The sequence below is a fragment of the Bradyrhizobium sp. SZCCHNR3119 genome (assembly GCF_032487775.1).
In the GTDB taxonomy this organism is placed as follows: domain Bacteria; phylum Pseudomonadota; class Alphaproteobacteria; order Rhizobiales; family Xanthobacteraceae; genus Bradyrhizobium.
The window spans coordinates 3426172-3448246 of the sequence record NZ_JAUEUV010000001.1; the positions used below are offsets into that span (position 1 = coordinate 3426172).

A 22075-nucleotide genomic window follows, 5' to 3' on the forward strand; every position below is an offset into this window, starting at 1 on the left:
TCCATGGTGGGGCAGAGCGTGGACGGGTCATTGTTGTACGATGTCGTATCGGTAAATCTCAGCCGACCCGCGTTGTTACGGCTAGGGCCGAAGATCTTCAATGGAGGGATCGCGTCCTTTCGGGCTGCGCACCACGTCGATGTCGGTTTGCTGCGTGCATGTCCGCCATGCGCGAATTGCCCGTCGTGCCAACGTGTCGCACGCTACGCGCCTTGTCGTGTCGGGCAAATCAGGACGATCTTTGGTGCGTCCCGTGCTCATGAGAGGGGCGCTTCGCGATCGTCACGAACGTTGGGCGCGGGATGCGGTGGACGTCCTCATATCCGGCGCTATTGCGCAAGACGACTGATATGGCGGCGGACGCGAAATCGCGTGGTCCTGGCATCCCGGTGCTGGTGCCAAGGTCGTTCGGCTTGTCGAGTCCAGCGGCCGACGGGGGCAAGAACGCCGGTCCCCGAGGAGAGCGCGTATAAGCGTTAAAACCATCGCACAGGGAAGGCCGGTTGTCCGGTCCGGACCTGTGGTTCTGCCGCGTGCATTCTTCTGCACGCGAACCGCGGGTGCGGCCAGCACCCGGCCTTCCCCATAGGCGTTAAGTTTATGCTTGAGTGTTGGAATCCGCCGTGATTCGAACAGGGGATGGCAGACGAATCGCTCCTGAACGAGGACTGGACGAGAGTGGTTGCGCAGCTGGGCGGGGCTGCGCAGCTCGAGAAAACTGCGCGCCAGACGAAGGCCTTCGCGCGTCGGCGGCAGATTCCAGATGCGGTGACGTTACTTCGGCTGATGCTGGCCTATTGTTTGGGTGAAAGAGGGCTGAGATCGACAGCCGCATGGGCGGCTTCTGTTGGCCTTGCCGACCTCACCAGCGTGGCGTTGTTCTATCGGCTGCGTCAATGTGGTGATTGGTTTGCGGTGCTGGTGGAGGGCTTGCTCGCTGCGGCAGCTCCGAAGGCGAGCCAAGGCCGCCTGATCCGCATCATCGATGCGACGACAGTGCCTCAGGCGGGACCGGCTGCGCGCAAGAACAGTGAGCTTTGGCGCGTTCATAGCGCATTTGATCTGCCCTATGAGCGCTTTGGTCACTTCGAGCTGACAGATCAGCAAGAGGGCGAAACGTTTGACCGGATACCAGTGGTCAAGAACGAGATCCGCATTGCTGACCGCGCTTATCTGCAACCTGACCGCATTGCGGCCGTCCGCGAAGCCGGGGCCGACGTTTTGATCCGAGCGGGCTGGAAGAACGCACGTTGGCTTGACGCCAAAGGCCTTCCGTTCGATCTGATGGCCCAATTGCGTGCCGCGAAGGCGCGCGGACTGGTCGATCGGGAGATTTGGATCAAGCGCAAGGGCGGCGCGCCTCTGGCTATGCGTCTGGTCGCAATCAAGAAGCCCACCGGTGCGGCTGCTGCTTCTCGGCGTAAAGCCCGGCAAGACGCAAAAGATGAAAACCGCATCATCTCCAAAGAAACTTTGGAGGCTGCGGATTGGGTCATTCTGATCACGTCGCTCGCGCGGGACGAGTTCTCCACCAAAGATGTGCTTGCGCTCTATCGATTGCGATGGCGGATCGAGCTTGGGTTCAAGCGACTGAAGAGTCTGATTGGCCTCAAGACGCCGCCAGGAACCGATCCGCGCTCTGCCAAGCCCTACCTGCTGGCCCACCTCCTGATCATCCTGTTGCTCGAGCCGCTTGCCAGCGACTTCGAGGACTCTCCCCACTGGACGCAGGCCGCTTAACGACGCCTGGCGCTTGGCGGGTCCTGCAGCAGCTCGTTGCATCCTTGCTGCAAGCAATCATTCCACAACCAACCATCCGTTGCTTGCGCCGCAGAAAACGCGCGTTGGGGCGCCACCTTCGCGAGCCTCCTCGAAAACGCAAGTATCAATCGATGCTCGCGCTACCTTAACGCCTATGCGGCCTTCCCTGTGCCCTCTTCCCAGGAAGAGGGTGACGAATTGCAAAGCTCGGGCGCAAATTGCGTCGCGAGAGTGTCGATGCGTGTGCTCTGATCGCCGTTTGAAATGTGAAGCCGTCCACGAAAATCTTCCAACTTGTGGGCACAGACTGGCCGGCCGCCGCTGGCGAAGCGGCGAGGTCGTTGTTACATTGGGTCGGCGAAGCTGTGGCGCGCGTCAGGAGCCATATATCCCCGGGGCCTTATCGATCCTTTAGGGAACTGTCCCTGGCCGGGTCCGTGGATCCGGACATATGGTGCCCACCTACTTTCGTAGGGAACTCCGGGATCGAGCGCTTCAACGGCGTCCGCGGCTTCGCGCTTTCCTTCCCGTGCTCCCTTCAGTTGCTGATCCCCTGCGTTTCTGCGAGGTTCGATCGCCCGCTTTGGGCTTCCAGCGGAGATAACGTTGCATGCCGTCGAAGGCGGCTCAGCATTCCAAGCAGGAGTTGCGCGCCGCAGCGCTCGCGGCGCGGGACGCGTTGAGCAACGAGGAGCGGACGGCCGCGGCGCAGACGATCGCGGCGCGGGGACTGCCCTTTGCCATTCAGCCCGGCACGGTGGTCTCGGGCTATGCGCCGATCCGGAGCGAGTTCGATCCGATGCCGCTGATGCTCAAGCTTGCGGAAGAGGGCGCCCGGCTCGCGCTGCCGGCGATCACGGCTCGGGGACACGCGCTGCTATTCCGGGCCTGGGCGCCGGGCGACCGTCTGGTGCTCGGCTCGCTCGGCATCACCGAGCCGTCGCCGGCCGCAGCCGAACTCGCGCCTGACGTGATGCTGGTGCCGCTCGCCGCCTTCGATCGCTTGGGCCATCGCATCGGCTATGGCGGCGGCTACTACGATTACACCTTTTCGCATCTGCGGAAGGCAAAGCACGTGATCGGAGTCGGCCTTGCCTTTGCCGTGCAGGAAATCCCGCTGGTGCCGGCACTAGCCCACGACGAGGCGCTGGATTATGTGCTAACCGAAGCTCAGACATTCGACTTCCGGAGCACATAGATTTGCGAATTCTCTTTGTCGGCGATGTGGTCGGCCGGGCCGGCCGCACCGCCGTCTCGGACCATCTGCCTGGTTTGATCCGCGCCTGGGCGCTCGATCTGGTCGTCGTCAACGGCGAGAACGCCGCCGGCGGCTTCGGCATCACCGAAGCGATCTATCAGGAGCTGTGCGACGCCGGCGCCGATGCGATCACGCTCGGCAATCACGCCTGGGACCAGCGCGAGGCGTTGGTGTTCATCGAGCGCGCCCCGCGCTTGGTGCGTCCGACCAATTTTCCGCGCGGCACGCCGGGCCGTGGGGCCGCCTTGGTCGAAACCAAGACCGGCGCCCGCGCGCTGGTGGTCAATGCGATCGGGCGCGTGTTCATGACGCCGTTCGATGATCCCTTCGCCGGGATCGGCGCCCAGCTCGATGCCTGTCCCTTGCGCGAGGCGGCCGATGCAATCGTGGTCGACGTGCATTGCGAAGCGAGCAGCGAGAAGCAGGCGCTCGGCTATTTTTGCGATGGACGCGCGAGCCTGGTCGTTGGCACCCACACCCATGTTCCGACGGCCGATCACCAGATCCTGCCGGGCGGCACGGCCTATATGACCGACGCCGGCATGACCGGCGATTATGACTCGGTGATCGGGATGCAGAAGGACGAGCCGCTGCGCCGCTTCACCTCGGGCATTCCCTCGGCTCGGTTCGAGCCTGCGGCGGGAGCGGCGACGCTGAGCGGCGTCGCCGTCGAGACCGACGATGCGACCGGGCTTGCGGTGAAGGTGGCGCCGGTGCGGATCGGCGGCCGGCTCTCTCCGGCAGCGCCGGAGTTCTGGGGGAGCTGATCAGCTCTGCCGGAAGCCCATGCGGAAGGCGCCCCAATGCCGTCCCTTGACGAAGATCGGGGCCGACAGATCCTTCATCAGCACGAACTGGCCGCCGCCCATGTCGCGCCGATAGGTCTGCAGCAGGAACGGCCGCTTGCTCTCGGCGACCTTTTTGACTGCGCGATCACTGAATAGCCGGCGGTTGCGGCAGTTCGCGTTGTTCCAGACCGGGTCGGAGCCTTGCGGCAGGCGGTAGTTCGGATTGTGGGTCGGCAGGTAGCCGCCCTTGGCCCAGGCGACGCAGAACACGATCCGCGGATCTGATTTCTGGATCGGGTCCTGGATGGCCGGCAAGATCCGATCGGTGAATTCGACATAGTCGGTCAGGTACTGCTTGGGATCGGTGCCGAGAATTTCACGGTAGTTCTCGTCCATCAGCTGCGCCACCGTGATCTCGCCGCGCTCCACCGCCGCATCGAACGCGCTTGAGATCACCTTCGCGGTTTCGACCACGGTGCGGATCAGCGGTGCATCCGCGGTCTCGACGCCGCTTTCGGCGATCAATGCGATCAAGCCTTCCGACAGGTCGAGCAATTTGGCGATCCGGCTGTCGGCCTGCTTCAATTCGATCGAGGACCGATCGACGCCCTTGGCGAGTTCGGCGAGCTCGGTGATGACCATGTCGCAATGCGCGAGATTGGAGGTCGCGGCGCGCGCGACCCCGTCGATCTCCTGGCCGACATGGGTGAAGCCGTTCTGCACCCGCGCGATGATGTCCTCGATCCGCTGGGCGCCGTCGCCGGCATTTTTGGCGCGCGAGGACGCCTCCCCGCTCTCCCCGAGCAGGCCCTTGATCTGGCCATCGAGCCCGCGCAGCGTATCGCCGATCTGCTGCGTCGCCTGGCGGGTCGCTTCGGCCAGGCTCTTCACCTCGCTGGCGACCACGGCGAAGCCGCGCCCGGCATTGCCGGCCCTGGCCGCCTCGATGGTGGCGTTCAACGCGAGCAGGTTGGTCTGCTTCGCAATCGCCTCGATCGAAACCGAGACTTTTGCGACCTGCGACAGCGCCGAGCCGACCGCTCCGAGCCGGTTCTCGATCCGGTCCACCGCCTCGATCAGCTCCGAGATGTGCTTCACCGCGGTCTCGACCACCGTGCGCGACTGCGTGATCTCGCCGACAGCGGCGGAAGCTGCCGTCTGCACCGCCTGGGACGCCGTGGCGATGTCGTGATTGGCGGCGACCATGGTCTGCGCCGTGTTCTGCAGATGGCCGAAGCGCTCCGACTGGTGGGCGACGCGGCTTGCGACCTCCTGGACGTTGCCGGCGACGTCGGCAAGCTCGACGCCGAGCCCGCCGATGCGGTTGGCGAGCTCGTCGATCAGGCGTTCGGCGCCGGAGGATGCGTCCGCAGTTTCCAGGAACACGCGCTGCGCGAGCGACATCGTAAGGCTCCGTCAGAATGAAGTGAAAAATATGGCTGGTCTTTTCGCACTCATAATTTGTAAGCCGTCCGGAAGCCGCCCCAATGGCGGCCACGGACACGGATCGGCACGTCGATCTCGCGCATCATCACGGTGTTGCCGTTGCCCATGTCGCGCGCGTAGCTCTGAATCAGATAAGGCCGCTCGTTGCGGCCGGCGGCAAGGCCGGCGGCATCGTTGAAGATGCGGCGGTTGCGGCTGTTGGCGGTGTTGAAGGCGACATCGCCCGGCCGCTGCGGATGCGAGTAGATCTTGTTGTGGACCGGCAGATAGCCGTTGCGGTCGATGGCGACGCAAAACGCCATTCGCGGGTCCTTGGCCAGGAAGGCTTCCTGGAACAGCGGCAAGGCGCGGTCGGCCCAGTCGAGAATCCTGGTGCGGTGCTGCTGCGGGTTGGTGCCGGGGATTTCGACATAGTCGGCGTCGAACATGTCATCCATCGAGAGCTCGCCGCGGGCGACCGCGCTCTCGAACATCCTGGTCAGCTCGGTCCCGGCCTCCATCGCGCGCGCGACGAATTCGTTGTTCTCCTCGCGGAGCGCCCACAGCTTGTCTTCGACCTTTTCGCGCAGATCGGGCGTGTTCGCCTCGAACCGCGCCTGCGCGCCGGCCTTTGTCTGCTCGGTTATACGCAGTGTGCAGGGACCCACGTCTTCCAAGACTCCGCCGAAGCGCTCGTTGACGGCGAGTCGGCTTGCATCGGGCCCGGTGATCAGGATGCCGTCATTGCCGATCTCGTAGACCGGCGCAGTGATTGTACGTCCGGAGAGCTTGATCTCGACCTTGAGATGGCAGGGCAGGCGCTGGCTCGACAGCTTGTCCTCGCCTTGCCCTTGGCGCAGCAGCACCGCAGCGCGGGCCTTCAGTTTCTGCGCATACATGGTGACGGCCTTGCCCGCGCTGCTGACGCGCTCGCCGTAGCTTTCGGCCTGCTTGGTCGCCCCCTCGATCTCGGATGCGCTGTCGACCACGGAGGCGATGAAGCCCGACGCCTGGGTGGCGTTGTCGGAGATCTCGCCGGTGGTCTGGTTCTGCTCGGCGACTGCGCCGTCGACATTGGCAAATACCGGCCGGATCGCCTCGATGGCCTGCGCGATCCGGTGCACGGCGTCGGCCGAGCCGTTCGCGTCCTTCTGCAGTGCCTCGATCTTCTTGGTGATCTCCTCCGTCGCATTCTGCGTCTGCACCGCCAGCGCCTTGACCTCGGTGGCGACCACGGCAAAACCGCGGCCCGCTTCGCCGGCACGGGCCGCCTCGATGGTGGAGTTGAGCGCCAGCAGCGTGGTCTGGCGGGCGATCTGCGCGATCAGGTTGACGACATTGCCGATCGCAGCCGAGGACTCCCGCAGGCGGTCGACATTGGCCCTGGCTTCCTGGGCGGCAGCGCTCGCCTGATCGGCGAGCGCGCCGGCGCCGCGGACCTGGGTGCCGATGTCGTGCGCCGACCGGGTGACCTTCTCCGCGGCTTCAGCGAAAGTTGCCGCGGTCCCTTGCGCGGCGCTGCTGCGTTGGGTCAGTGCATCGGCGCGCGTGCGGATATCGGTGAGGGTGCTGGCGGTGGCCTCGGCGCCGCTCGCCACCGAATTTGCGGCGCGTTCGAGCTGGCGGATCATGCCGCCGAGTTCCAGCTCCAGGAGTTCGAGGATTGCCTTGGCCGATTCGGCCTCAGCCTGGCCACGCGAGTCCAGCGCTGGGGCTGCCGGCGGTGCCATGATTTCCTCCACCGGTGCAGCGCGCTTCGGCGCGCCTCTTCCGAACCACGCGAACGGCATCGGGGCTCTCTTGTATGCATTGACGGCTGAGGATCCATCCTTGCATCTGATGGTTAACAATGGCTTCAGAGAAGCTCTACTAAAATACCTCTGCACTACCATCTTTGATTTTGATCATCGCCGGCCTATAAGGCCGCGCTCCCCCAATTCCCCAGACGATTCCGAAGAGACTTCGCATGGCCGGCCATTCCCAATTCAAGAACATCATGCATCGCAAGGGCCGGCAGGATGCGATGAAGTCCAAACTGTTCGGCAAGCTGGCCCGCGAAATCACCGTCGCGGCCAAGCTCGGCACGCCGGATCCGGCCATGAACCCCCGCCTGCGCGCCGCCATCGTGGATGCGCGGGCCGAGAACATGCCGAAGGACAATATCGAGCGTGCGATCAAGAAGGCGCTCGGCGGCGAGGGCGAGAATTACGAAGAGATCCGCTATGAGGGCTATGGACCCGGCGGCGTCGCCGTCATCGTCGAAGCGCTGACCGACAACCGCAACCGCGCCGCCTCGGACATCCGCTCCTATTTCACCAAATCCGGCGGCAACCTCGGCGAAACCGGCTCGGTGTCCTTCATGTTCGACCGGGTCGGGATCATCGAATACGATTCCAGTGTCGCCTCCGACGATGCTATGCTGGATGCAGCGATCGAGGCCGGAGCCGACGACGTTGTGTCGAGCGAAGGCGGCCACGAGGTCTATGCCTCCCCGGAGAACTTCCGCGAGGTCGCCAAGAACCTGGAGGCCAAGTTCGGCGAGCCGCGCAAGGCGGCGCTGACCTGGAAGCCGCAGAATACGGTCGCCGTCGACGACGAGACCGGCGAAAAGCTGCTCAAGCTGATGGATCTCTTGAACGAGCATGACGACGTTCAGAACGTCTATGCGAACTTCGACATCTCGGACGCCCTGATGGCCAAGATGGGCGGTTAGCGTTCTGTTGACCAAGGGCGCACACCGGCCGTCATCCGTTCTGTTTATGTTTCGCTTCAGGCGGACGGACGCTATCACTACAGCATGACCGTCCAGCCGATTCGCTCACCCGTTCGTATTCTCGGCATCGATCCCGGCCTCCGCCGGACCGGCTGGGGCGTGATCGAGAGCGAGGGCAATCGTCTGGTCTTCATCGGCTGCGGCTCTGTCGAGCCTCCTGACGATCTGCCGCTGGCGGGCCGATTGCTTGCGATCCATGAGGGACTTGCCCGCGTGCTCGGCGAGTTCAGTCCGATGGAAGCGGCCGTCGAGCAGACTTTCGTCAACAAGGATGGCGTCGCCACGTTGAAGCTTGGGCAGGCGCGCGGCATCGCCATGCTGGCGCCGGCAATGTACGGCATCACTGTCTCCGAATATGCGCCGAACCAGGTGAAGAAGACCGTGGTCGGCGCCGGCCATGCCGACAAGAACCAGGTCGCCGTGATGTTGAAGCTGCTGCTGCCCAAGGCCGATCCGCCTTCGGCTGACGCAGCCGATGCACTGGCGATCGCGATCACGCACGCCCACCATCGCCAGGGCGCGGCGCTGCGAAGGAAGGTGGCGGGGTTATGATCGGCAAGCTGAAGGGCCTGATCGACTCCTATAGCGAGGATTTCGTGATCCTCGATGTCGGCGGCGTCGGCTATCAGGTGCATTGCTCGACGCGCACCTTGCAGGCGCTGCCATCGCCCGGTGAGGCGGCGGTGCTCTCGATCGAGACCTATGTCCGCGAGGATCAGATCAAGCTGTTCGGTTTCAGGACCGACGCCGAGCGCGAATGGTTTCGCCTGCTGCAGACGGTCCAGGGCGTGGGCGCCAAGGTCGCGCTGGCCGTGCTCGGGACCTTGCCGCTGGCCGACCTCGCCAATGCGATCGCGTTGCGCGACAAGGCGGCGGTGGCGCGCACGCCGGGCGTCGGCCCCAAAGTGGCCGAGCGCATCGTGACCGAACTGAAGGACAAGGCGCCGCAGCTTGCCAGCGTCGATCCGGCCGTGGTCCACCTGTCCGGCGCCTTGGACGAGGCGCGGGCGCCCCAGCCGGTCGCGGACGCGATTTCGGCCCTGATCAATCTCGGCTACGGCCAGCCGCAGGCCGCGGCTGCGATCGCGGCGGCGACCCGAACGGCAGGTGACAAAGCCGAGACGGCGCAATTGATCCGGCTCGGTCTCAAAGAGCTCGCAAAATAGGCTATCGTCGGCCAGTGCCGACCGATGAAGGACTTGATCCCGATCATGCTGAGTAAGGAAGACCAGGAACTGATCGACGCCGCGACCTCCGTGATCAGCGACCGCTATCGCAACGACTGGCAGGAAGTGGGCGCGGCGATGCGCACCCGCGACGGCCGCATCGTTACCGGCGTCAATATCGACGCCTATATCGGCCGCATCGCGGTCTGCGCCGAGGCGATCGCGATCGGCCGCGCCATTACCGAACATGGCGATCACGGTATCGAGACCATCGTCGCCGTGCGCCATCCCAAGCCGGACGAGCCCGGCAAGATCGCGGTGGTGTCGCCCTGCGGTATCTGTCGCGAGCTGATCCATGACTATGACGCCAAGGCGCGCGTGATCGTGCCTGACCAGGGTCGCGAGCCGAAGGTGACGAGCATCGGAGAGCTTCTGCCCAACAAGTACAAGCGCGGCAGCGAATGAAGCCGCCCGCCCGCATGGTCAGCCCGGAGCGCCGCTCCGACGATGTCGGGGACACCGCGCTGCGCCCGCAGCAATTGTCGGAATTCGTCGGGCAGCAGCAGGCGCGGGCCAATCTTTCGATTTTCATCGAAGCCGCGCGCAAGCGCGGCGAGGCGCTGGACCATGTGTTGTTCGTCGGTCCGCCGGGTCTCGGCAAGACCACGCTGGCGCAGATCGTCGCGCGCGAGCTCGGCGTCGGCTTTCGTGCAACTTCGGGCCCAGTGATCGCAAAAGCCGGTGATCTCGCCGCGCTGCTCACCAATCTCGAAGAGCGCGACGTGTTGTTCATCGACGAGATCCATCGGTTGAGCCCCGCGGTGGAGGAGGTGCTCTATCCCGCGATGGAGGACTTCCAACTCGATCTCATCATCGGCGAAGGTCCGGCTGCGCGCTCGGTGAAGATCGATCTGGCGAAATTCACGCTGGTCGGCGCCACCACCCGCGCCGGGCTTCTGACCAATCCGTTGCGCGATCGCTTCGGCATTCCGATCCGGCTCAACTTCTACACCGTCGAGGAGCTGGAAAGGATCGTCACCCGCGGCGCCCGCGTGCTGGAAGTCGGCATGACGGCCGATGGCGCCAACGAGATCGCCCGCCGTGCCCGCGGCACCCCGCGTATCGCCGGCCGGCTGCTCCGCCGTGTCCGGGATTTCGCGTCCGCCGCCAATGCCGATGCGATCGATCGCGCCATTGCGGACCATGCACTGAGCGCGCTGGAGGTCGACGCCGCCGGGCTCGACGCCATGGACCGCCGCTATCTTTCGACCATCGCGCTGAACTATGGCGGCGGTCCGGTCGGCGTCGAGACCATGGCGGCCGCGCTGTCCGAGCCGCGCGATGCGATCGAGGACATCATCGAGCCTTACCTGATCCAATGCGGTTATCTGCAAAGGACGCCGCGGGGCCGGCTGCTCACCTCGCACGCGTTCCGGCATCTTGGCCTCGCCGAGCCCAACCGCGATCCGGCGCAGTTCGGATTGTTCGGCAGTGATGCGGATGATTAACGAAACTGCTGAGAATCTGCAAAAGCGCACCCAAAATCGGCTTTAATCCCTGCGCACAAGATCGCGCAGGGATCATGGTTCATAAGTCATGCTGACACGTCGACGTTTCCTGCAATTCTCCGGTGCGTTCGCGGCCTCCGGAGTTTCCACGACGGCCTATGGCGTCGGTGTCGAACCCCTGGTCCGGCTGCAGGTCGCGGACTATCACGTCCAGCCGGCACGCTGGCCCGAGCGCCTGCAGCTCAAGATCGCCGCGATCGCCGACCTCCATGCCTGCGATCCCTGGATGTCGCTGGCTCACATCGAGGAGATCGTCGCGCGCACCAACTCGCTGCACCCGGACATCATCGTCATGCTCGGCGATTATGTCGCCGGTCATCGGCACATCATCCAGCGTATCGAAGCGCCCGCATGGGCCTCCGTACTGGCCGGCCTGAAGGCGCCGCTTGGCGTTCACGCCATCCTCGGCAATCATGATTATTGGGACGATCACGAGGTGCAGCGCGCCGGCCGCGGACCGACGGTCGCACGGCGCGCGCTGGAAGCGATTGGAATTCCCGTCTACGAGAACGATGCCGTGCGGCTCGTCAAGGACGGCCAACCGTTCTGGCTTGCAGGCCTCGGCGATCAATTGGCCTACATGCCGGCACGCCGCTTTCGTCCCGTGAACCGGATCGGCGTCGACGATCTCGCAACCACGCTCAGGAAGGTGACCGACGACTCGCCGATCGTCCTGCTCGCCCACGAGCCGGACATTGCCGCGCACGTGCCGCAGCGGGTTTCGTTGCAGCTGTCGGGTCACACACATGGCGGCCAGGTGAGGCTGCTCGGCTGGGCGCCGATCGTCCCCTCCCGCTACGGCAACAAGCTCGCCTACGGCCACACGCAGATGGCCTGCGACGTGGTCGTGTCCGGAGGGCTCGGTTGCAGCATCATGCCGGTTCGCATCGGCGTGCCGCCGGAGATCGTCCAGGTGACGGTCGGTGGCACTCCGCCGGACACCGTGTCCTAGCGCGTCCCAGCGCTTGCGCTTGCCGCTCGATTTGCGCAAAACGAGCCTTTGCTCGGCAACCGAGGGCATCCGGTGACATATTCCCATCTTGACGGCGAGATCCGCGACGGCCGTCATCATATGCAGGTGCGCGTCTACTACGAAGATACGGACTTTTCCGGCATCGTCTATCACGCCAACTATCTGCGCTTCATGGAGCGCGGGCGCACCAATCACCTGCGGCTGATGGGCGCGGAGCAGCACGCGCTGTTTGCACAGGCCGAAAGCGAGGCGCCGGGATTTGCCTTCGTCGTGCGTTCGATGGCACTCGACTATCTCAAGCCGGCGCGGATGGACGACGTGCTCGACATCGTGACCTGGCCGGTCGCGGTGAAGGGCGCTTCCATCACCCTGGCGCAGGAGGTCCGCCGCGTCGATGAGGTTCTGGTCAAAGCCGAGGTGCGGGTCGCCTTCATCAGCGAGGGACGGGCGCATCCGATTCCGAAGGCGCTGCGCGAGCTCTTGAAGGCCGATATCATTTAGCAATGGTGCGATCAGAAATGCGCCATCGACTCGCACCGCTTCGGCGCTAGAGTGCGGGCTCCTTCGGCTGACGATCACGAGGTCCCGATGTCGCGCCCGCCATTTCCGCCGTTCACGAAAGAGACCGCGATTCAGAAAGTCCGGATGGCGGAAGACGCCTGGAATTCGCGCGATCCGGAGCGGGTTTCGCTGGCCTATACCGAGGACAGCCGCTGGCGCAATCGCAGCGAGTTTCTTCAGGGGCGGCCGGCCATCGTCGCGTTCCTGACCCGCAAATGGCAGAAGGAGCTGGACTACCGCCTGATCAAGGACCTCTGGGCCTTCGACGGCAAGCGCATCGCGGTGCGCTTTCAATACGAGTGGCACGATGCCGACGGGCAGTGGCATCGCTCCTACGGCAACGAGCAGTGGGAATTCGATGTGCAAGGCCTGATGCAGCGGCGCGAGGCCAGCATCAACGACATCGCGATCGCCGAGGCGGATCGCCGCTTTCACTGGGCTGCGCCGGGGCCGCGGCCGGCCGACGTGCCGGGCCTGAACGAAGACCCGTTCTGACGATCCGCGCCGCCGCGGCAAAAGTCGGGGCGGCGCGATCGACATCATTCAGGCCGCTGCCCTGTGGCGGGCGATCTCGGCCTTGTACAGCTCGAACTCCTCGGCGATCGCCTTCGCGATCGATGGCCGCGCGCGCAGCCGCTCGTAATAGGCTTTCACGGCCGGCCATTTTGCCAGCTCGATCGGCGGCGTCGCCATGGTCCAGTTGATCACCGTCACCAGATAAGCGTCGGCCACGCTGAAATGGTCAAGCAAATAGTCGCGCCCTTTCAGATAGGTCTCGAGATAATCGAGGCGCGAGAGGTTCTTCTTCAACACATGCGCCTTCATCTCCTCCGGCGCGGTCTTGTCCAGCATCGGAATGAACAGGCCCTTGTGCAGCTCGGTGCCGATGAAGCAGAGCCACTGATGCAGTCGGCTGCGATCCATGCCGGGCGAGGTGCCAAGATGAGCGTCGGGGAAATGATCGGCGACATATTGCAGGATCGCCGCATTCTCGGTGAGCACCTGACCGTCATCGGTGCGCAGGGTTGGGACCAGACCGAGCGGATTGATGGCGCGGAAATTCGATCCATCCTTCAGCACGACCTTGGTCTTCGGATCGACCTCGATGAAGCTCGCAGGCGCGCCGGCCTCATAAAGCGCGATGCGGGTGGCGAGCGAGCAGGCGAGTGGCGAGAAATAGAGATCCATGGACGCCTCCATAAGCTCCAGACCGGAGCTGTTATTGATTTTTATACTGTTCTGCATAATATGGATGTCGTCAAGGAATTTATTGCGATATGGTACAAAAAAGAAAAGGTGGCTCCGATCCGGCTCCGCCAAGCGAGCCCGTCGCCACGAAGCGCCGCGGCCGGCCGCGCGCCTATGAGCCGGACGTCGCGCTTGGCAAGGCGCTGGATCTGTTTCGGCAGAGCGGCTTCGCCGCGACTTCGCTCGATGATCTCTCCGCCGCGACCGGGATGAACCGGCCGAGCCTCTACGGCGCCTTCGGCGACAAGCGCGAGCTCTATATGAAGAGCTATCAGCGCTATCGCGACGAGGCCCGTGCCAAAATGGCGGAGATCTTCCGCAACGACTGGCCGGTGCGAAAGCAGCTCGAACGCATCTATGCCAGCGCCCTCGATATCTATTTGTCGGGCGAGGAGGGGCCGCGCGGCTGCTTCACGGTGATGACGGCAGGCTCGGAGGCGGTTACCGATCCAGACATCCGGGCGATGGTGCAGGATGCGCTGAGTGGGCTCGACAAGGCTTTCACCGTTTGCTTTCGCAGTGCCCTGGAGAAGGGTGAGCTGCCCGAGCGCGCCGATCCGGTCGTGCTGGCGCAGCTTGCCTCGGCGACGATCCACACGCTCGCCGTCCGCGCTCGTGCCGGCGCGCCGCGCAAGGAGCTGGACGCGATCGTGAAGGGGGCGATCGACGTGATGCTGGGCAAGGGCTAGCCAGCCTGTCGTTCCGGCGAACGCCGGGACCCAGACCGCGCGATGTCGCTGTGGGATGCGACTGCAACGACCAGCTCGCGCCATCATGATGGACTGTGGTTATGGGTCCCCGCTTTCGCGGGGACGATGATCATGGGCATCGGTAAGCCTCGATGGACATCAGTATCCCCGCGTCCGATCCACCACATTCTGCAGCGCGTTGCCGGCTTCGAAGCGCGCGATCTGCTCGGCGACGTAGCGCGAGATGGCGTCGGCATCGGTATCGGCCGCGTTGTGCGGCGTCAGCACCACCTTGGGATGGGTCCAGAAGCGGCTGCCGGCGGGCAGCGGCTCCTGCGCGAACACGTCGAGCGAGACGGCGCCAAGCGTGCCGTCGTCGAGGCAGGCGAGGATATCGTCCTCATTCTGCAGGCCGCCGCGGCCGGCATTGATCAGGACCGGTGCGCCGAGCGGGCTGGCGCGGTTGAGCTTTTCAAACAGGCTGCGGTTCAGAATGTGCCGCGTGTCCGGCGTCAGCGGCAGCAGCGAGACCAGAATGTCGGTTCGCGAAAGAAACCCATCGAGCTGCTCCGCGCCATGGAAACAGTCGATGCCATCGATCCGCTTTGCGCTGCGGCTCCAGCCGGCCACGCGGAAGCCGAGCCGCTTCAAGACATCGGCCGCGTCGGCGCCGAGTGTGCCGAGCCCCATGATGCCGACGCCGATCGCAGAGGCCGGCCATTGATAGTGGGGCGCCCAGCGCTTCACGCGCTGTGAGTCCCGCAAGTACAGCTCCTGGCGATGATGCATCAGCACATGCAGCGCGACATATTCGGTCATGCGCGCGGTCAGGTCATCGACCGCAACCCGGACCAGCGGCACAGCCGGCAATGTCGTGTCGGCCATCAGCGCGTCGACGCCGGCGCCGAGATTGAAGATCACGCGCAGGTTCGGAAAGGCGGCCAGCTCGCCGGGAACGGGCTTCCACACCGCGGCGTAGTGCACCTCGGCCGGATCGAGACCGGCATCGGGCAGCAGCACGACGTGGCGGTCGCCGCAGACCTCGTCGAAACGTGTTTTCCAGCGCTGCGGCGACCAATTGTCGGTGCCGCCGTGGATCAGAAGCGCCAGCGCGCCTTTGCTCATCCTATCGTCCTTCTTGGTGTGTGGAAAAATCGGTGACGGGTCCGACCGCGGCGCGCGACCGCTTTCCGCAGGGAACCCGGCAAAATTTCTTCGCTGATGTGTCGGCTGAAGGCATACTGCACCGTCTTAAGAACAAATGGAGACGCCTTCAGATGCTGTATGCCCTGCTTTGCTATCACGACGAGGATTTCGTCGGCTCCTGGAGCAAGGAGCAGGACGCCGCGGTCATGGCCAAGCTCGCCGTGGTGCAAGAGAAGCTCGCCAAGCAGGGCCGGCTCGGGCCGGTGGCGCGGCTGTTGCCGACCACGGCGGCTGCGACCTTGCGCAAGGAGGATCCGCCGCTGGTGATCGACGGTCCTTATGCCGAAACCAAGGAGCAGCTGCTCGGCTTCTATATCATCGACTGCAAGAACCTCGACGAGGCGCTCGAGGTCGCGCGCGAGCTCGGACAGGCCAATCCCGGCGGCGCCTACGAGATCCGTCCGGTCGGCATGTTTGCGCCGGGAGGTGTACTGAAATGACCGACACGGCCTGGATCGATGCGGCACTAACATCGGCGCGTCCCCAGGCCGTCGGCGCGTTGTTGCGCTATTTCCGCGATCTGGATACGGCGGAGGAGGCCTTTCAGAACGCGTGCCTGCGCGCGCTGAAGAGCTGGCCGGAGCACGGGCCGCCGCGCGATCCGGCTGCATGGCTGATCATGGTCGGCCGCAACGCGGCCATCGACGAGGTCCGGCGCGGCCGGCGGCAGCAGCCGCTGCCGGCCGATGAGGCGATCTCCGATCTCGACGATGCGGAAGCCGAGCTCGCCGAACGGCTCGATGGTTCGCACTACCGCGACGACATCCTGCGGCTCCTGTTCATCTGCTGCCACAAGGAGCTGCCGGCGACCCAGCAGATTGCGCTGGCGCTGCGCGTGGTCTCCGGCCTCACGGTGAAGCAGATCGCTCGCGCCTTCCTGGTCGGCGAGGCGGCCATGGAGCAGCGGATCACGCGGGCGAAAGCGCGCGTGGCGCAGGCCAATGTGCCGTTCGAGACGCCGGGCCCCATCGAGCGCAGCGAGCGGCTCGCGGCCGTTGCGGCGATGATCTATCTGATCTTCAACGAAGGCTACACGGTGAGCGGAGAGACGGCCGACATCCGCAGGCCGCTCTGCGAAGAGGCGATCCGGCTGGCGCGGCTGTTGCTGCGGCTGTTTCCGAGCGAGCCGGAGATCATGGGGCTGATGGCGCTGCTGTTGCTGCAGCATGCGCGCTCGGCCGCGCGGTTCGCAGCCGACGGCACGCTGATCCTGCTGGAGGATCAGGATCGCTCGTTGTGGAACCAGCCGATGATCGCGGAGGGCATGGCCCTGATCGACAAGGCCATGCGTCATCACCGCAGCGGGCCATACTTGATTCAAGCTGCGATCGCGGCCCTGCATGCCCAGGCCGCGACGCCGGAGCAAACCGAATGGGCCCAGATCGACCTGCTTTACGGCGCGCTGGAACTGGTGCAGCCCTCGCCGGTGGTGACGCTCAATCGCGCCGTTGCCGTGTCGAAGGCTCGCGGTCCGCAAGCGGCGCTCGAGATGATCGAGCCTCTGGCCGAACGGCTGCAGAACTACTTCTATTTCTACGGCGTCCGCGGCGCGCTCTTGATGCAGCTTGGACGCAATCAGGAGGCGCGAACGTCGTTCGATCGCGCCATCGCGCTGGCGCACAGCCCGGCCGAAGCCGCCCATATCCGCATGCAGCTCGACCGCCTGATGCGCGACTGCGCGCAGGAGCAGGCCACGGCCGGCCGGTGAACCCGCCCTGGCATGCGCGCAGGGCTGCGGCTCTGAGATAAATTTCTCGCCCGAGCTGTCGTCCGTCGCCATCCCCGTTCGTCCTAGGAACAAAGCAGCACGATGGAGCGGAACATGTCGACGGTCACGCTGGATCAGCCGGTTTCGAAAGCCGAATTGTGGAGCGGCCGGGTTCTCAGCGGCCTGGTCATCCTGTTCATGCTGTTCGACGGCGCGATCAAGCTGTTGCCATTGTCTGTTGTCACAGAAACGATGGAGCGGATAGGTTATGGCTCCAGCGAGGCGATGGCGCGATCGCTCGGCGTCATCACGATCGCCTGTACAGTGCTGTACGCGATCCCCCCGACCTCGATGGTGGGAGCCATCCTGCTCACCGGGTATCTTGGCGGCGCCATCGCTGCGCATGTCCGCATCGGCAGCCCGCTGTTCAGCCATGTGCTGTTCGGGCTCTATCTTGGGCTGATGGTGTGGGGCGGCCTTTGGCTCCGCGACCGGCATCTCCGCGCGCTGCTGCCGTGGCAGCGCTGACGATTGAACGAGTTCACCAAGGAGGAAGCGATGCTCAATCCCTATCTGAACTTCGATGGCAACTGCGAAGAAGCGTTCAAACATTACGAGAAGGTGCTCGGCGCCAAAGTCCAGGCGCTGTTCCGCAACGCGGACGCACCGCCCGAGATGCCGTATCCACCCGAGCGCAAGGACAAGATCATGCACGGCTCGATCACGATCGATGGCCAGGTGCTGATGGCCTCCGATGTGCCGCCGGAATATTTCCAGAAGCCGCAGGGTTTCGCGGTGTCGCTGACCGTCAAGGATCCTGCGGAAGCCGAGCAGAAATTCGCAAGCCTGGTGGAAGGCGGCTCGGTCACGATGCCGTTCGGCAAGACCTTCTGGTCGAAGGGTTTCGGCATGGGCTTTGATCGCTTCGGCATCCCCTGGATGATCAACTGCCCGGCCGAAGGCTACTGATCGCGTTAGCGGCACGTCGGGTATATCGCCTTCAGCTCGCGTCCGCGCAGCAACAGAAGCCGCGACGTCAATCCGCCGCGGCGTTCGATCCAGGCGCGGACTGCGTTCGGATAAGCCTTGAGCACGATCTTCGATGCCTCGGGCTCGGAGAAGGTGTGGCCGCGGGGATCGACCGAGCGCGCGGCGTGAAAGCCGAGCACGGCACGGCGGGTCACGCAAATGCGGTTTTGCGGCACCACGCTCAGGACCAGCGTGCAGGCCGACAGGCACGGGCCGTCGATCACGACGCGCTCGCCGGAATCGCGCACCTTTTCGAACAGGTCGAGAAACGGGCCGACCTCTCCGCCGGGGCTGGCGAGGATGCGGACGTCGGCCCGCGCCAGCACCGAGGCGATGGCCCATAGTGCGACCGCAAGAACGAGGGTCAGGATGATGCGAGTCCAGCTGAACATGATCTCATCCGTTCTGTCCCCGGCCTCGCAAGGCCGGCAAGCCGATCCCGGCGGCATCGAACCCGCCGTCCACGGCGAGAACCTGGCCGGTGATGTAACTGGAGCGGTCGCAGCTCAGGAAGAAAATGGCCTCCGCCAATTCCTCTTCAAGGCCGTAGCGGTTGAGCGGAATCGCGTCGTGATATCCGGCACGGATATCGGGCGTATGCACGGCCTTGGCCATCGCGGTGTCCACGGGGCCCGGCGCGACCGCGTTGACGCGGATGCCCGCGGACGCGAGCTCGACGGCGAGCTGCTTGGTGAGATGCGCGAGCCCGGCCTTGCTGGTGCCGTAGGCCGAGCGCAGGGTGGAGGCGCGCACCGCCGAGATCGACGTGATATTGACGATCGTGCCGCCCTGTTCGCGCAGCAGCGGCACAGCGGCCTTGGTGCAGAGAAACGGGCCGGTCAGATTGACCGCCAATATGCGATGCCAGTCGTCGTCCGAGGTCTCCATCAGCGGCGCGAATTGGGCGATCCCGGCATTGTTGACCAGCGCGTCGAGCCGGCCGAAACCTCGAGCCAGCTGCACGAAGGCGCGAGTCACCATCGCCGGGTCCGCAACGTCGCAATGCAGCGCCAAGGCCGCATCAGGACGTTCGAGTTGTGTTGCTGCGTCCTGGAGCAATTGCTCCTCGATGTCGAGCAATGCCACCCGCCAGCCCTCGCGGAGGAAGCGCTTGGCGGTCGCAAGCCCGATGCCGCGCGCGGCTCCGGTGACAAGGGCTACTTTTTCGGAAGACGTCATCGCTGTCAGCTACTCCGGCCGGGTCTTCCGGCGCCATCTGGCGCGATCCTAGCACAAGGTCCGGGCGGCCGCTGCAGCGAAGCGGCATCGAGATGAACGACCGCCTTCTCGCGGCGCGATTTGCGTCCGAGCTTTGCCACGTCAATCGCCCTCAAGATAGCGAGGGCGCAGGGAAGGCCGAGTGTTTAGCCAACACCCATGGCCCGCCTGCAACAAAGAAAGCAGGCGGCAGTCACCACAGGTATGGCCGCACACCGGCCTTCCCTGCGCGATGGTTTTAACGCTTATACGCGCTCTCCTCGGGGACCGGCGTTCTTGCCCCCGTCATCGGCGCGATGCGCAGCATCGTCGCCAACTTGACACCAGCACCGGGATGCCAGGACCACGCGATTTCGCGTCCGCCGCCATATCAGTCGTCTTGCGCAATAGCGCCGGATATGAGGACGGCCACCGCATCCCGCGCTCAACGTTCGTGACGATCGCGAAGCGCCCCTCTCATAAGCACGGGACGCACCAAACATCGTTCTGATTTGCCCGACATGACAAGGCGAACAGCATGCGACATGTTGGCACGACGGGCAATCTGCGCAGGGCGCCCATCTCTCTCCGTCATTGCGAGGAGCGCAGGCGACGAAGCAATCCAGAAATGGTCCTGGCCTCAAGTCTGGATTGCTTCCGCCTTCGCTCTTTGAGCTTCGGCGGACATGTCGCTTCGCTCGCAATGACGGCATTGTCTGATATCTGCGGCCCGTCATGTCCGATCAAATTCAGCTTCGCTCTGATAGTCCTCACCTCTTGGCCTTCTTCGCCAGTACCTTCTCATAAGCGGCTTGCTCATAAGCGGCTTGCAGGCGCTCGCCGACGCTCGGGCCGGTTTTGCGCCTCGGTTTGCGGCCCAGGTGAATCTCGCGCAGCTCGTCCATGAACTCGGCCCACAGCTTCGGGCCGCCCTCGGTCAGGAGCTTGGCGCGGATGCCGAGCTCTTCGGTGACCGGCAGATATTTGTAACCCCAGCCCGCCATCTGCGCGAGGATCGGCAACAGCTCGATGCCCTGCTCGGTCAGCGAATAGATCCCTTTCTGCTTATGGGTGGGATCATCCTCGCGCGTGATGATGCCGGCCTCGAGCAGCGTCTTCAGGCGGTCGGCCAGGATGTTGGATGAGATGCCTTCTTCGGACTTGCCGAGCAGCTCACGAAAATGCCGGCGGTTGCCGAACATGATGTCGCGGATGATCAGAAGGCTCCATTTGTCGCCGAGCACTTCCAGCGAAAGATTGATCGGGCAGCCGGAGCGTTGCGCGTCGGTCATTGGGCATTCCAGTCAGGGGCATTCCAGTCAGGCTTCGTCGCGGTAAAAACCGCTTGCAATATTGCATCGGTTTCGGCAGTCTACAACCAGTTGCAAAATGCAAGCGGTATGGGAAGGCGACGGGTTGGCCAGGTTGATCATGTGGGACCTGATGACGTTGGACGGATTCGTGGAAGGACCGGGACGCGACATCACCTGGCACAATGACGTCTGCGGTGAGGAGCTCGAACGGCTCTCGCTCAGGCAATTGCACGGGGCCGGTGGGCTTCTGTTCGGTCGCGTCACTTATGAGCTGATGGCCGGCTACTGGCCGACCGCGAGCGGCGAGATCGCGGACTTCATGAATTCGGCGCCGAAATATGTCTTCTCGTGATCCTGAACTACGTTCCGCAGCTCTAGGAGGGGCCATGTCGCTCACGCGGGGCGGGAACGCGGACCGGCCTGCGACGCAATGACCTCCGAAATAATTTCCTCCCCGATGTCGGTGCCGTAAGGGCCGGTTCGTCTTTGTGGTGAGGCCGGGGTGATCCCGGCGGCAGCGGACCGGGGAGAGCGACGATGCGGTTCATGGTGATCGTGAAAGCCACCAAGGATTCGGAAGCCGGCATCTTGCCGAGCACCGAGGAGTTTGCGGCGATGGGCAGGTTCAACGAAGAACTGGTGAAGGCGGGCATGATGGAAGCCGGCGAGGGGCTGCATCCGACCGCCAAGGGCGCACGGATCGATTTCTCGGGCGATCAAGTCCAGGTGACGCGAGGACCGTTCGAACTCTCGCGCGATCTGACCGCGGGCTTCTGGATCCTCAAGGCCATGTCGCTCGACGAGGTGATCGAGCAGATGAAGCGGGCGCCGTTCCCGAGCGGCGAGATCGAGATTCGGCAGGTCTATGCGGCGGAGGATTTCGGCGAGGCCCTGACGCCGGAACTGCGTGCCCAGGAGGAACGGCTGCGCGCGAGGGCCGCCAACGGCTGATCGGACAGGACGATCCAGGAGAGGAGCAGGCAAAGATGCGATTCATGATGCTGATGATTCCGCTCGGCTATGAGAATGCGCCACCGGACGTGAAGCTCGATCCGGAGCGGGTCACTGCGATGATGCGCTACAACCAGGATCTGCAGGACGCCGGCGTGCTGATCACGCTGGACGGGCTCCATCCGCTGTCGATGGGCGCGCGGGTCTCCTTCGCCGCCGGCAAGCCGGTGGTGACCGACGGTCCGTTCGCCGAAGCCAAGGAGGTGCTCGGCGGCTATTGGATGATCGAGGTCGCCTCGCGGGACGAGGCGATCGCATGGGCCACGAAATGCCCGGCCTCCGACGACGAGATCATCGAGATCCGCCAGGTCCAGGAACTGACGGATTTTTCCGAAGACGTGCAGAAGGCCGCGGCCGGGTTCGACGATCTGCCGCGCGCCGGCCGTTGTTAATCCAGCAGA

26 protein-coding genes and 1 other RNA gene are annotated in these 22075 nt (G+C 64.3%); 20 read left to right on the forward strand and 7 right to left on the reverse strand.

From position 1 onward, the window contains the following. Nucleotides 1–639 precede the first annotated feature (639 nt). From QX034_RS15910 to QX034_RS15925, 4 genes are all read left to right on the forward strand, one after another. A complete protein-coding gene (locus QX034_RS15910; RefSeq protein WP_315701243.1) occupies nt 640–1740 on the forward strand; it encodes an IS4 family transposase in 1101 nt (366 codons plus the stop codon). 378 nt (nt 1741–2118) lie between these two features. Then, a non-coding RNA gene (gene ssrS / locus QX034_RS15915) (6S RNA) lies at nt 2119–2279 on the forward strand. A gap of 92 nt (nt 2280–2371) precedes the next feature. Next, nucleotides 2372–2959, forward strand: coding sequence for a 5-formyltetrahydrofolate cyclo-ligase (locus QX034_RS15920; RefSeq protein WP_315701635.1), 588 nt, complete (start codon nt 2372–2374; stop codon nt 2957–2959). A gap of 2 nt (nt 2960–2961) precedes the next feature. After that, the gene (locus QX034_RS15925) at nt 2962–3786 is read left to right on the forward strand and encodes a TIGR00282 family metallophosphoesterase (RefSeq protein WP_315701634.1); all 825 of its coding nucleotides are present in this window, start codon (nt 2962–2964) and stop codon (nt 3784–3786) included. Here the strand turns inward: QX034_RS15925 and QX034_RS15930 are convergent, their stop codons facing one another. Together QX034_RS15930 and QX034_RS15935 are read right to left on the reverse strand one after the other, a co-directional pair. Further along, nucleotides 3787–5211 carry a methyl-accepting chemotaxis protein gene (locus tag QX034_RS15930; protein ID WP_315701633.1) on the reverse strand — a complete coding sequence of 475 codons (1425 nt, stop codon included), beginning with the start codon at nt 5209–5211 and terminating at the stop codon, nt 3787–3789. A 50-nt stretch (nt 5212–5261) separates the two neighbouring features. After that, nucleotides 5262–6962 carry a methyl-accepting chemotaxis protein gene (locus QX034_RS15935; protein WP_315701632.1) on the reverse strand — a complete coding sequence of 567 codons (1701 nt, stop codon included), beginning with the start codon at nt 6960–6962 and terminating at the stop codon, nt 5262–5264. 236 nt (nt 6963–7198) lie between these two features. On the opposite strand from QX034_RS15935, the gene QX034_RS15940 reads away from it, so the two are divergent. The 8 genes from QX034_RS15940 to QX034_RS15975 all read left to right on the forward strand — a co-directional run bounded on the left by QX034_RS15940 (nt 7199) and on the right by QX034_RS15975 (nt 12768). After that, a complete protein-coding gene (locus QX034_RS15940; protein WP_315701631.1) occupies nt 7199–7945 on the forward strand; it encodes a YebC/PmpR family DNA-binding transcriptional regulator in 747 nt (248 codons plus the stop codon). 84 nt (nt 7946–8029) lie between these two features. Beyond that, nucleotides 8030–8557, forward strand: coding sequence for a crossover junction endodeoxyribonuclease RuvC (ruvC, locus tag QX034_RS15945; RefSeq protein ID WP_315701630.1), 528 nt, complete (start codon nt 8030–8032; stop codon nt 8555–8557). Next, nucleotides 8554–9171, forward strand: coding sequence for a Holliday junction branch migration protein RuvA (gene ruvA, locus QX034_RS15950; RefSeq protein ID WP_315701629.1), 618 nt, complete (start codon nt 8554–8556; stop codon nt 9169–9171). Before ruvC ends, ruvA begins: the two co-directional genes overlap by 4 nt. A gap of 45 nt (nt 9172–9216) precedes the next feature. After that, nucleotides 9217–9636: a cytidine deaminase gene (locus tag QX034_RS15955; RefSeq protein WP_315701628.1), complete on the forward strand. Its 420-nt coding sequence runs from the start codon at nt 9217–9219 to the stop codon at nt 9634–9636. After that, entirely contained in the window at nt 9633–10679 is a 1047-nt protein-coding gene (ruvB, locus tag QX034_RS15960; protein WP_315701626.1) for a Holliday junction branch migration DNA helicase RuvB, read from the forward strand. Before QX034_RS15955 ends, ruvB begins: the two co-directional genes overlap by 4 nt. Before the next feature lie 88 nt (nt 10680–10767). Further along, the gene (locus QX034_RS15965) at nt 10768–11691 is read left to right on the forward strand and encodes a metallophosphoesterase (protein WP_315701624.1); all 924 of its coding nucleotides are present in this window, start codon (nt 10768–10770) and stop codon (nt 11689–11691) included. Between the two features lie 72 nt (nt 11692–11763). Then, nucleotides 11764–12213 carry a tol-pal system-associated acyl-CoA thioesterase gene (gene ybgC / locus QX034_RS15970; protein ID WP_315701622.1) on the forward strand — a complete coding sequence of 150 codons (450 nt, stop codon included), beginning with the start codon at nt 11764–11766 and terminating at the stop codon, nt 12211–12213. 87 nt (nt 12214–12300) lie between these two features. Further along, nucleotides 12301–12768 (forward strand): nuclear transport factor 2 family protein, encoded by a 468-nt coding sequence (locus QX034_RS15975; protein WP_315701620.1) that lies wholly within the window; start codon nt 12301–12303, stop codon nt 12766–12768. A 48-nt stretch (nt 12769–12816) separates the two neighbouring features. On the opposite strand, the gene QX034_RS15980 is transcribed toward QX034_RS15975, so the two are convergent. After that, entirely contained in the window at nt 12817–13461 is a 645-nt protein-coding gene (locus QX034_RS15980) for a glutathione binding-like protein (RefSeq protein WP_315701617.1), read from the reverse strand. An 89-nt stretch (nt 13462–13550) separates the two neighbouring features. On the opposite strand from QX034_RS15980, the gene QX034_RS15985 reads away from it, so the two are divergent. After that, the gene (locus QX034_RS15985; RefSeq protein WP_315701616.1) at nt 13551–14210 is read left to right on the forward strand and encodes a TetR/AcrR family transcriptional regulator; all 660 of its coding nucleotides are present in this window, start codon (nt 13551–13553) and stop codon (nt 14208–14210) included. A gap of 159 nt (nt 14211–14369) precedes the next feature. Here the strand turns inward: QX034_RS15985 and QX034_RS15990 are convergent, their stop codons facing one another. Continuing rightward, nucleotides 14370–15335, reverse strand: a complete 966-nt coding sequence (locus QX034_RS15990; RefSeq protein ID WP_315701615.1) for a glyoxylate/hydroxypyruvate reductase A — start codon at nt 15333–15335, stop codon at nt 14370–14372. A gap of 152 nt (nt 15336–15487) precedes the next feature. On the opposite strand from QX034_RS15990, the gene QX034_RS15995 reads away from it, so the two are divergent. The 4 genes from QX034_RS15995 to QX034_RS16010 all read left to right on the forward strand — a co-directional run bounded on the left by QX034_RS15995 (nt 15488) and on the right by QX034_RS16010 (nt 18093). Then, nucleotides 15488–15856: a YciI family protein gene (locus QX034_RS15995; RefSeq protein ID WP_315701613.1), complete on the forward strand. Its 369-nt coding sequence runs from the start codon at nt 15488–15490 to the stop codon at nt 15854–15856. Beyond that, nucleotides 15853–17124, forward strand: coding sequence for an RNA polymerase sigma factor (locus tag QX034_RS16000; RefSeq protein ID WP_315767507.1), 1272 nt, complete (start codon nt 15853–15855; stop codon nt 17122–17124). Before QX034_RS15995 ends, QX034_RS16000 begins: the two co-directional genes overlap by 4 nt. Nucleotides 17125–17238: 114 nt before the next feature. Beyond that, nucleotides 17239–17652 (forward strand): DoxX family protein, encoded by a 414-nt coding sequence (locus QX034_RS16005; RefSeq protein WP_315701611.1) that lies wholly within the window; start codon nt 17239–17241, stop codon nt 17650–17652. A 30-nt stretch (nt 17653–17682) separates the two neighbouring features. Beyond that, a complete protein-coding gene (locus tag QX034_RS16010) occupies nt 17683–18093 on the forward strand; it encodes a VOC family protein (RefSeq protein ID WP_316166261.1) in 411 nt (136 codons plus the stop codon). Nucleotides 18094–18098: 5 nt separating this feature from the next. Here the strand turns inward: QX034_RS16010 and QX034_RS16015 are convergent, their stop codons facing one another. The 3 genes from QX034_RS16015 to QX034_RS16025 all read right to left on the reverse strand — a co-directional run bounded on the left by QX034_RS16015 (nt 18099) and on the right by QX034_RS16025 (nt 20642). Further along, nucleotides 18099–18545, reverse strand: a complete 447-nt coding sequence (locus QX034_RS16015; protein ID WP_315701610.1) for a hypothetical protein — start codon at nt 18543–18545, stop codon at nt 18099–18101. Nucleotides 18546–18549: 4 nt separating this feature from the next. Continuing rightward, nucleotides 18550–19332, reverse strand: coding sequence for an SDR family oxidoreductase (locus QX034_RS16020; protein WP_315742506.1), 783 nt, complete (start codon nt 19330–19332; stop codon nt 18550–18552). 788 nt (nt 19333–20120) lie between these two features. Further along, nucleotides 20121–20642 carry a helix-turn-helix domain-containing protein gene (locus QX034_RS16025; RefSeq protein WP_315742507.1) on the reverse strand — a complete coding sequence of 174 codons (522 nt, stop codon included), beginning with the start codon at nt 20640–20642 and terminating at the stop codon, nt 20121–20123. A gap of 124 nt (nt 20643–20766) precedes the next feature. Between QX034_RS16025 and QX034_RS16030 the strand changes: the two genes are divergently transcribed. The 3 genes from QX034_RS16030 to QX034_RS16040 all read left to right on the forward strand — a co-directional run bounded on the left by QX034_RS16030 (nt 20767) and on the right by QX034_RS16040 (nt 22066). Next, the gene (locus QX034_RS16030) at nt 20767–21015 is read left to right on the forward strand and encodes a hypothetical protein (RefSeq protein ID WP_315742509.1); all 249 of its coding nucleotides are present in this window, start codon (nt 20767–20769) and stop codon (nt 21013–21015) included. Between the two features lie 185 nt (nt 21016–21200). After that, entirely contained in the window at nt 21201–21614 is a 414-nt protein-coding gene (locus QX034_RS16035; protein WP_315701605.1) for a YciI family protein, read from the forward strand. Between the two features lie 35 nt (nt 21615–21649). Then, the gene (locus QX034_RS16040) at nt 21650–22066 is read left to right on the forward strand and encodes a YciI family protein (protein ID WP_315701604.1); all 417 of its coding nucleotides are present in this window, start codon (nt 21650–21652) and stop codon (nt 22064–22066) included. Nucleotides 22067–22075: the final 9 nt, after the last annotated feature.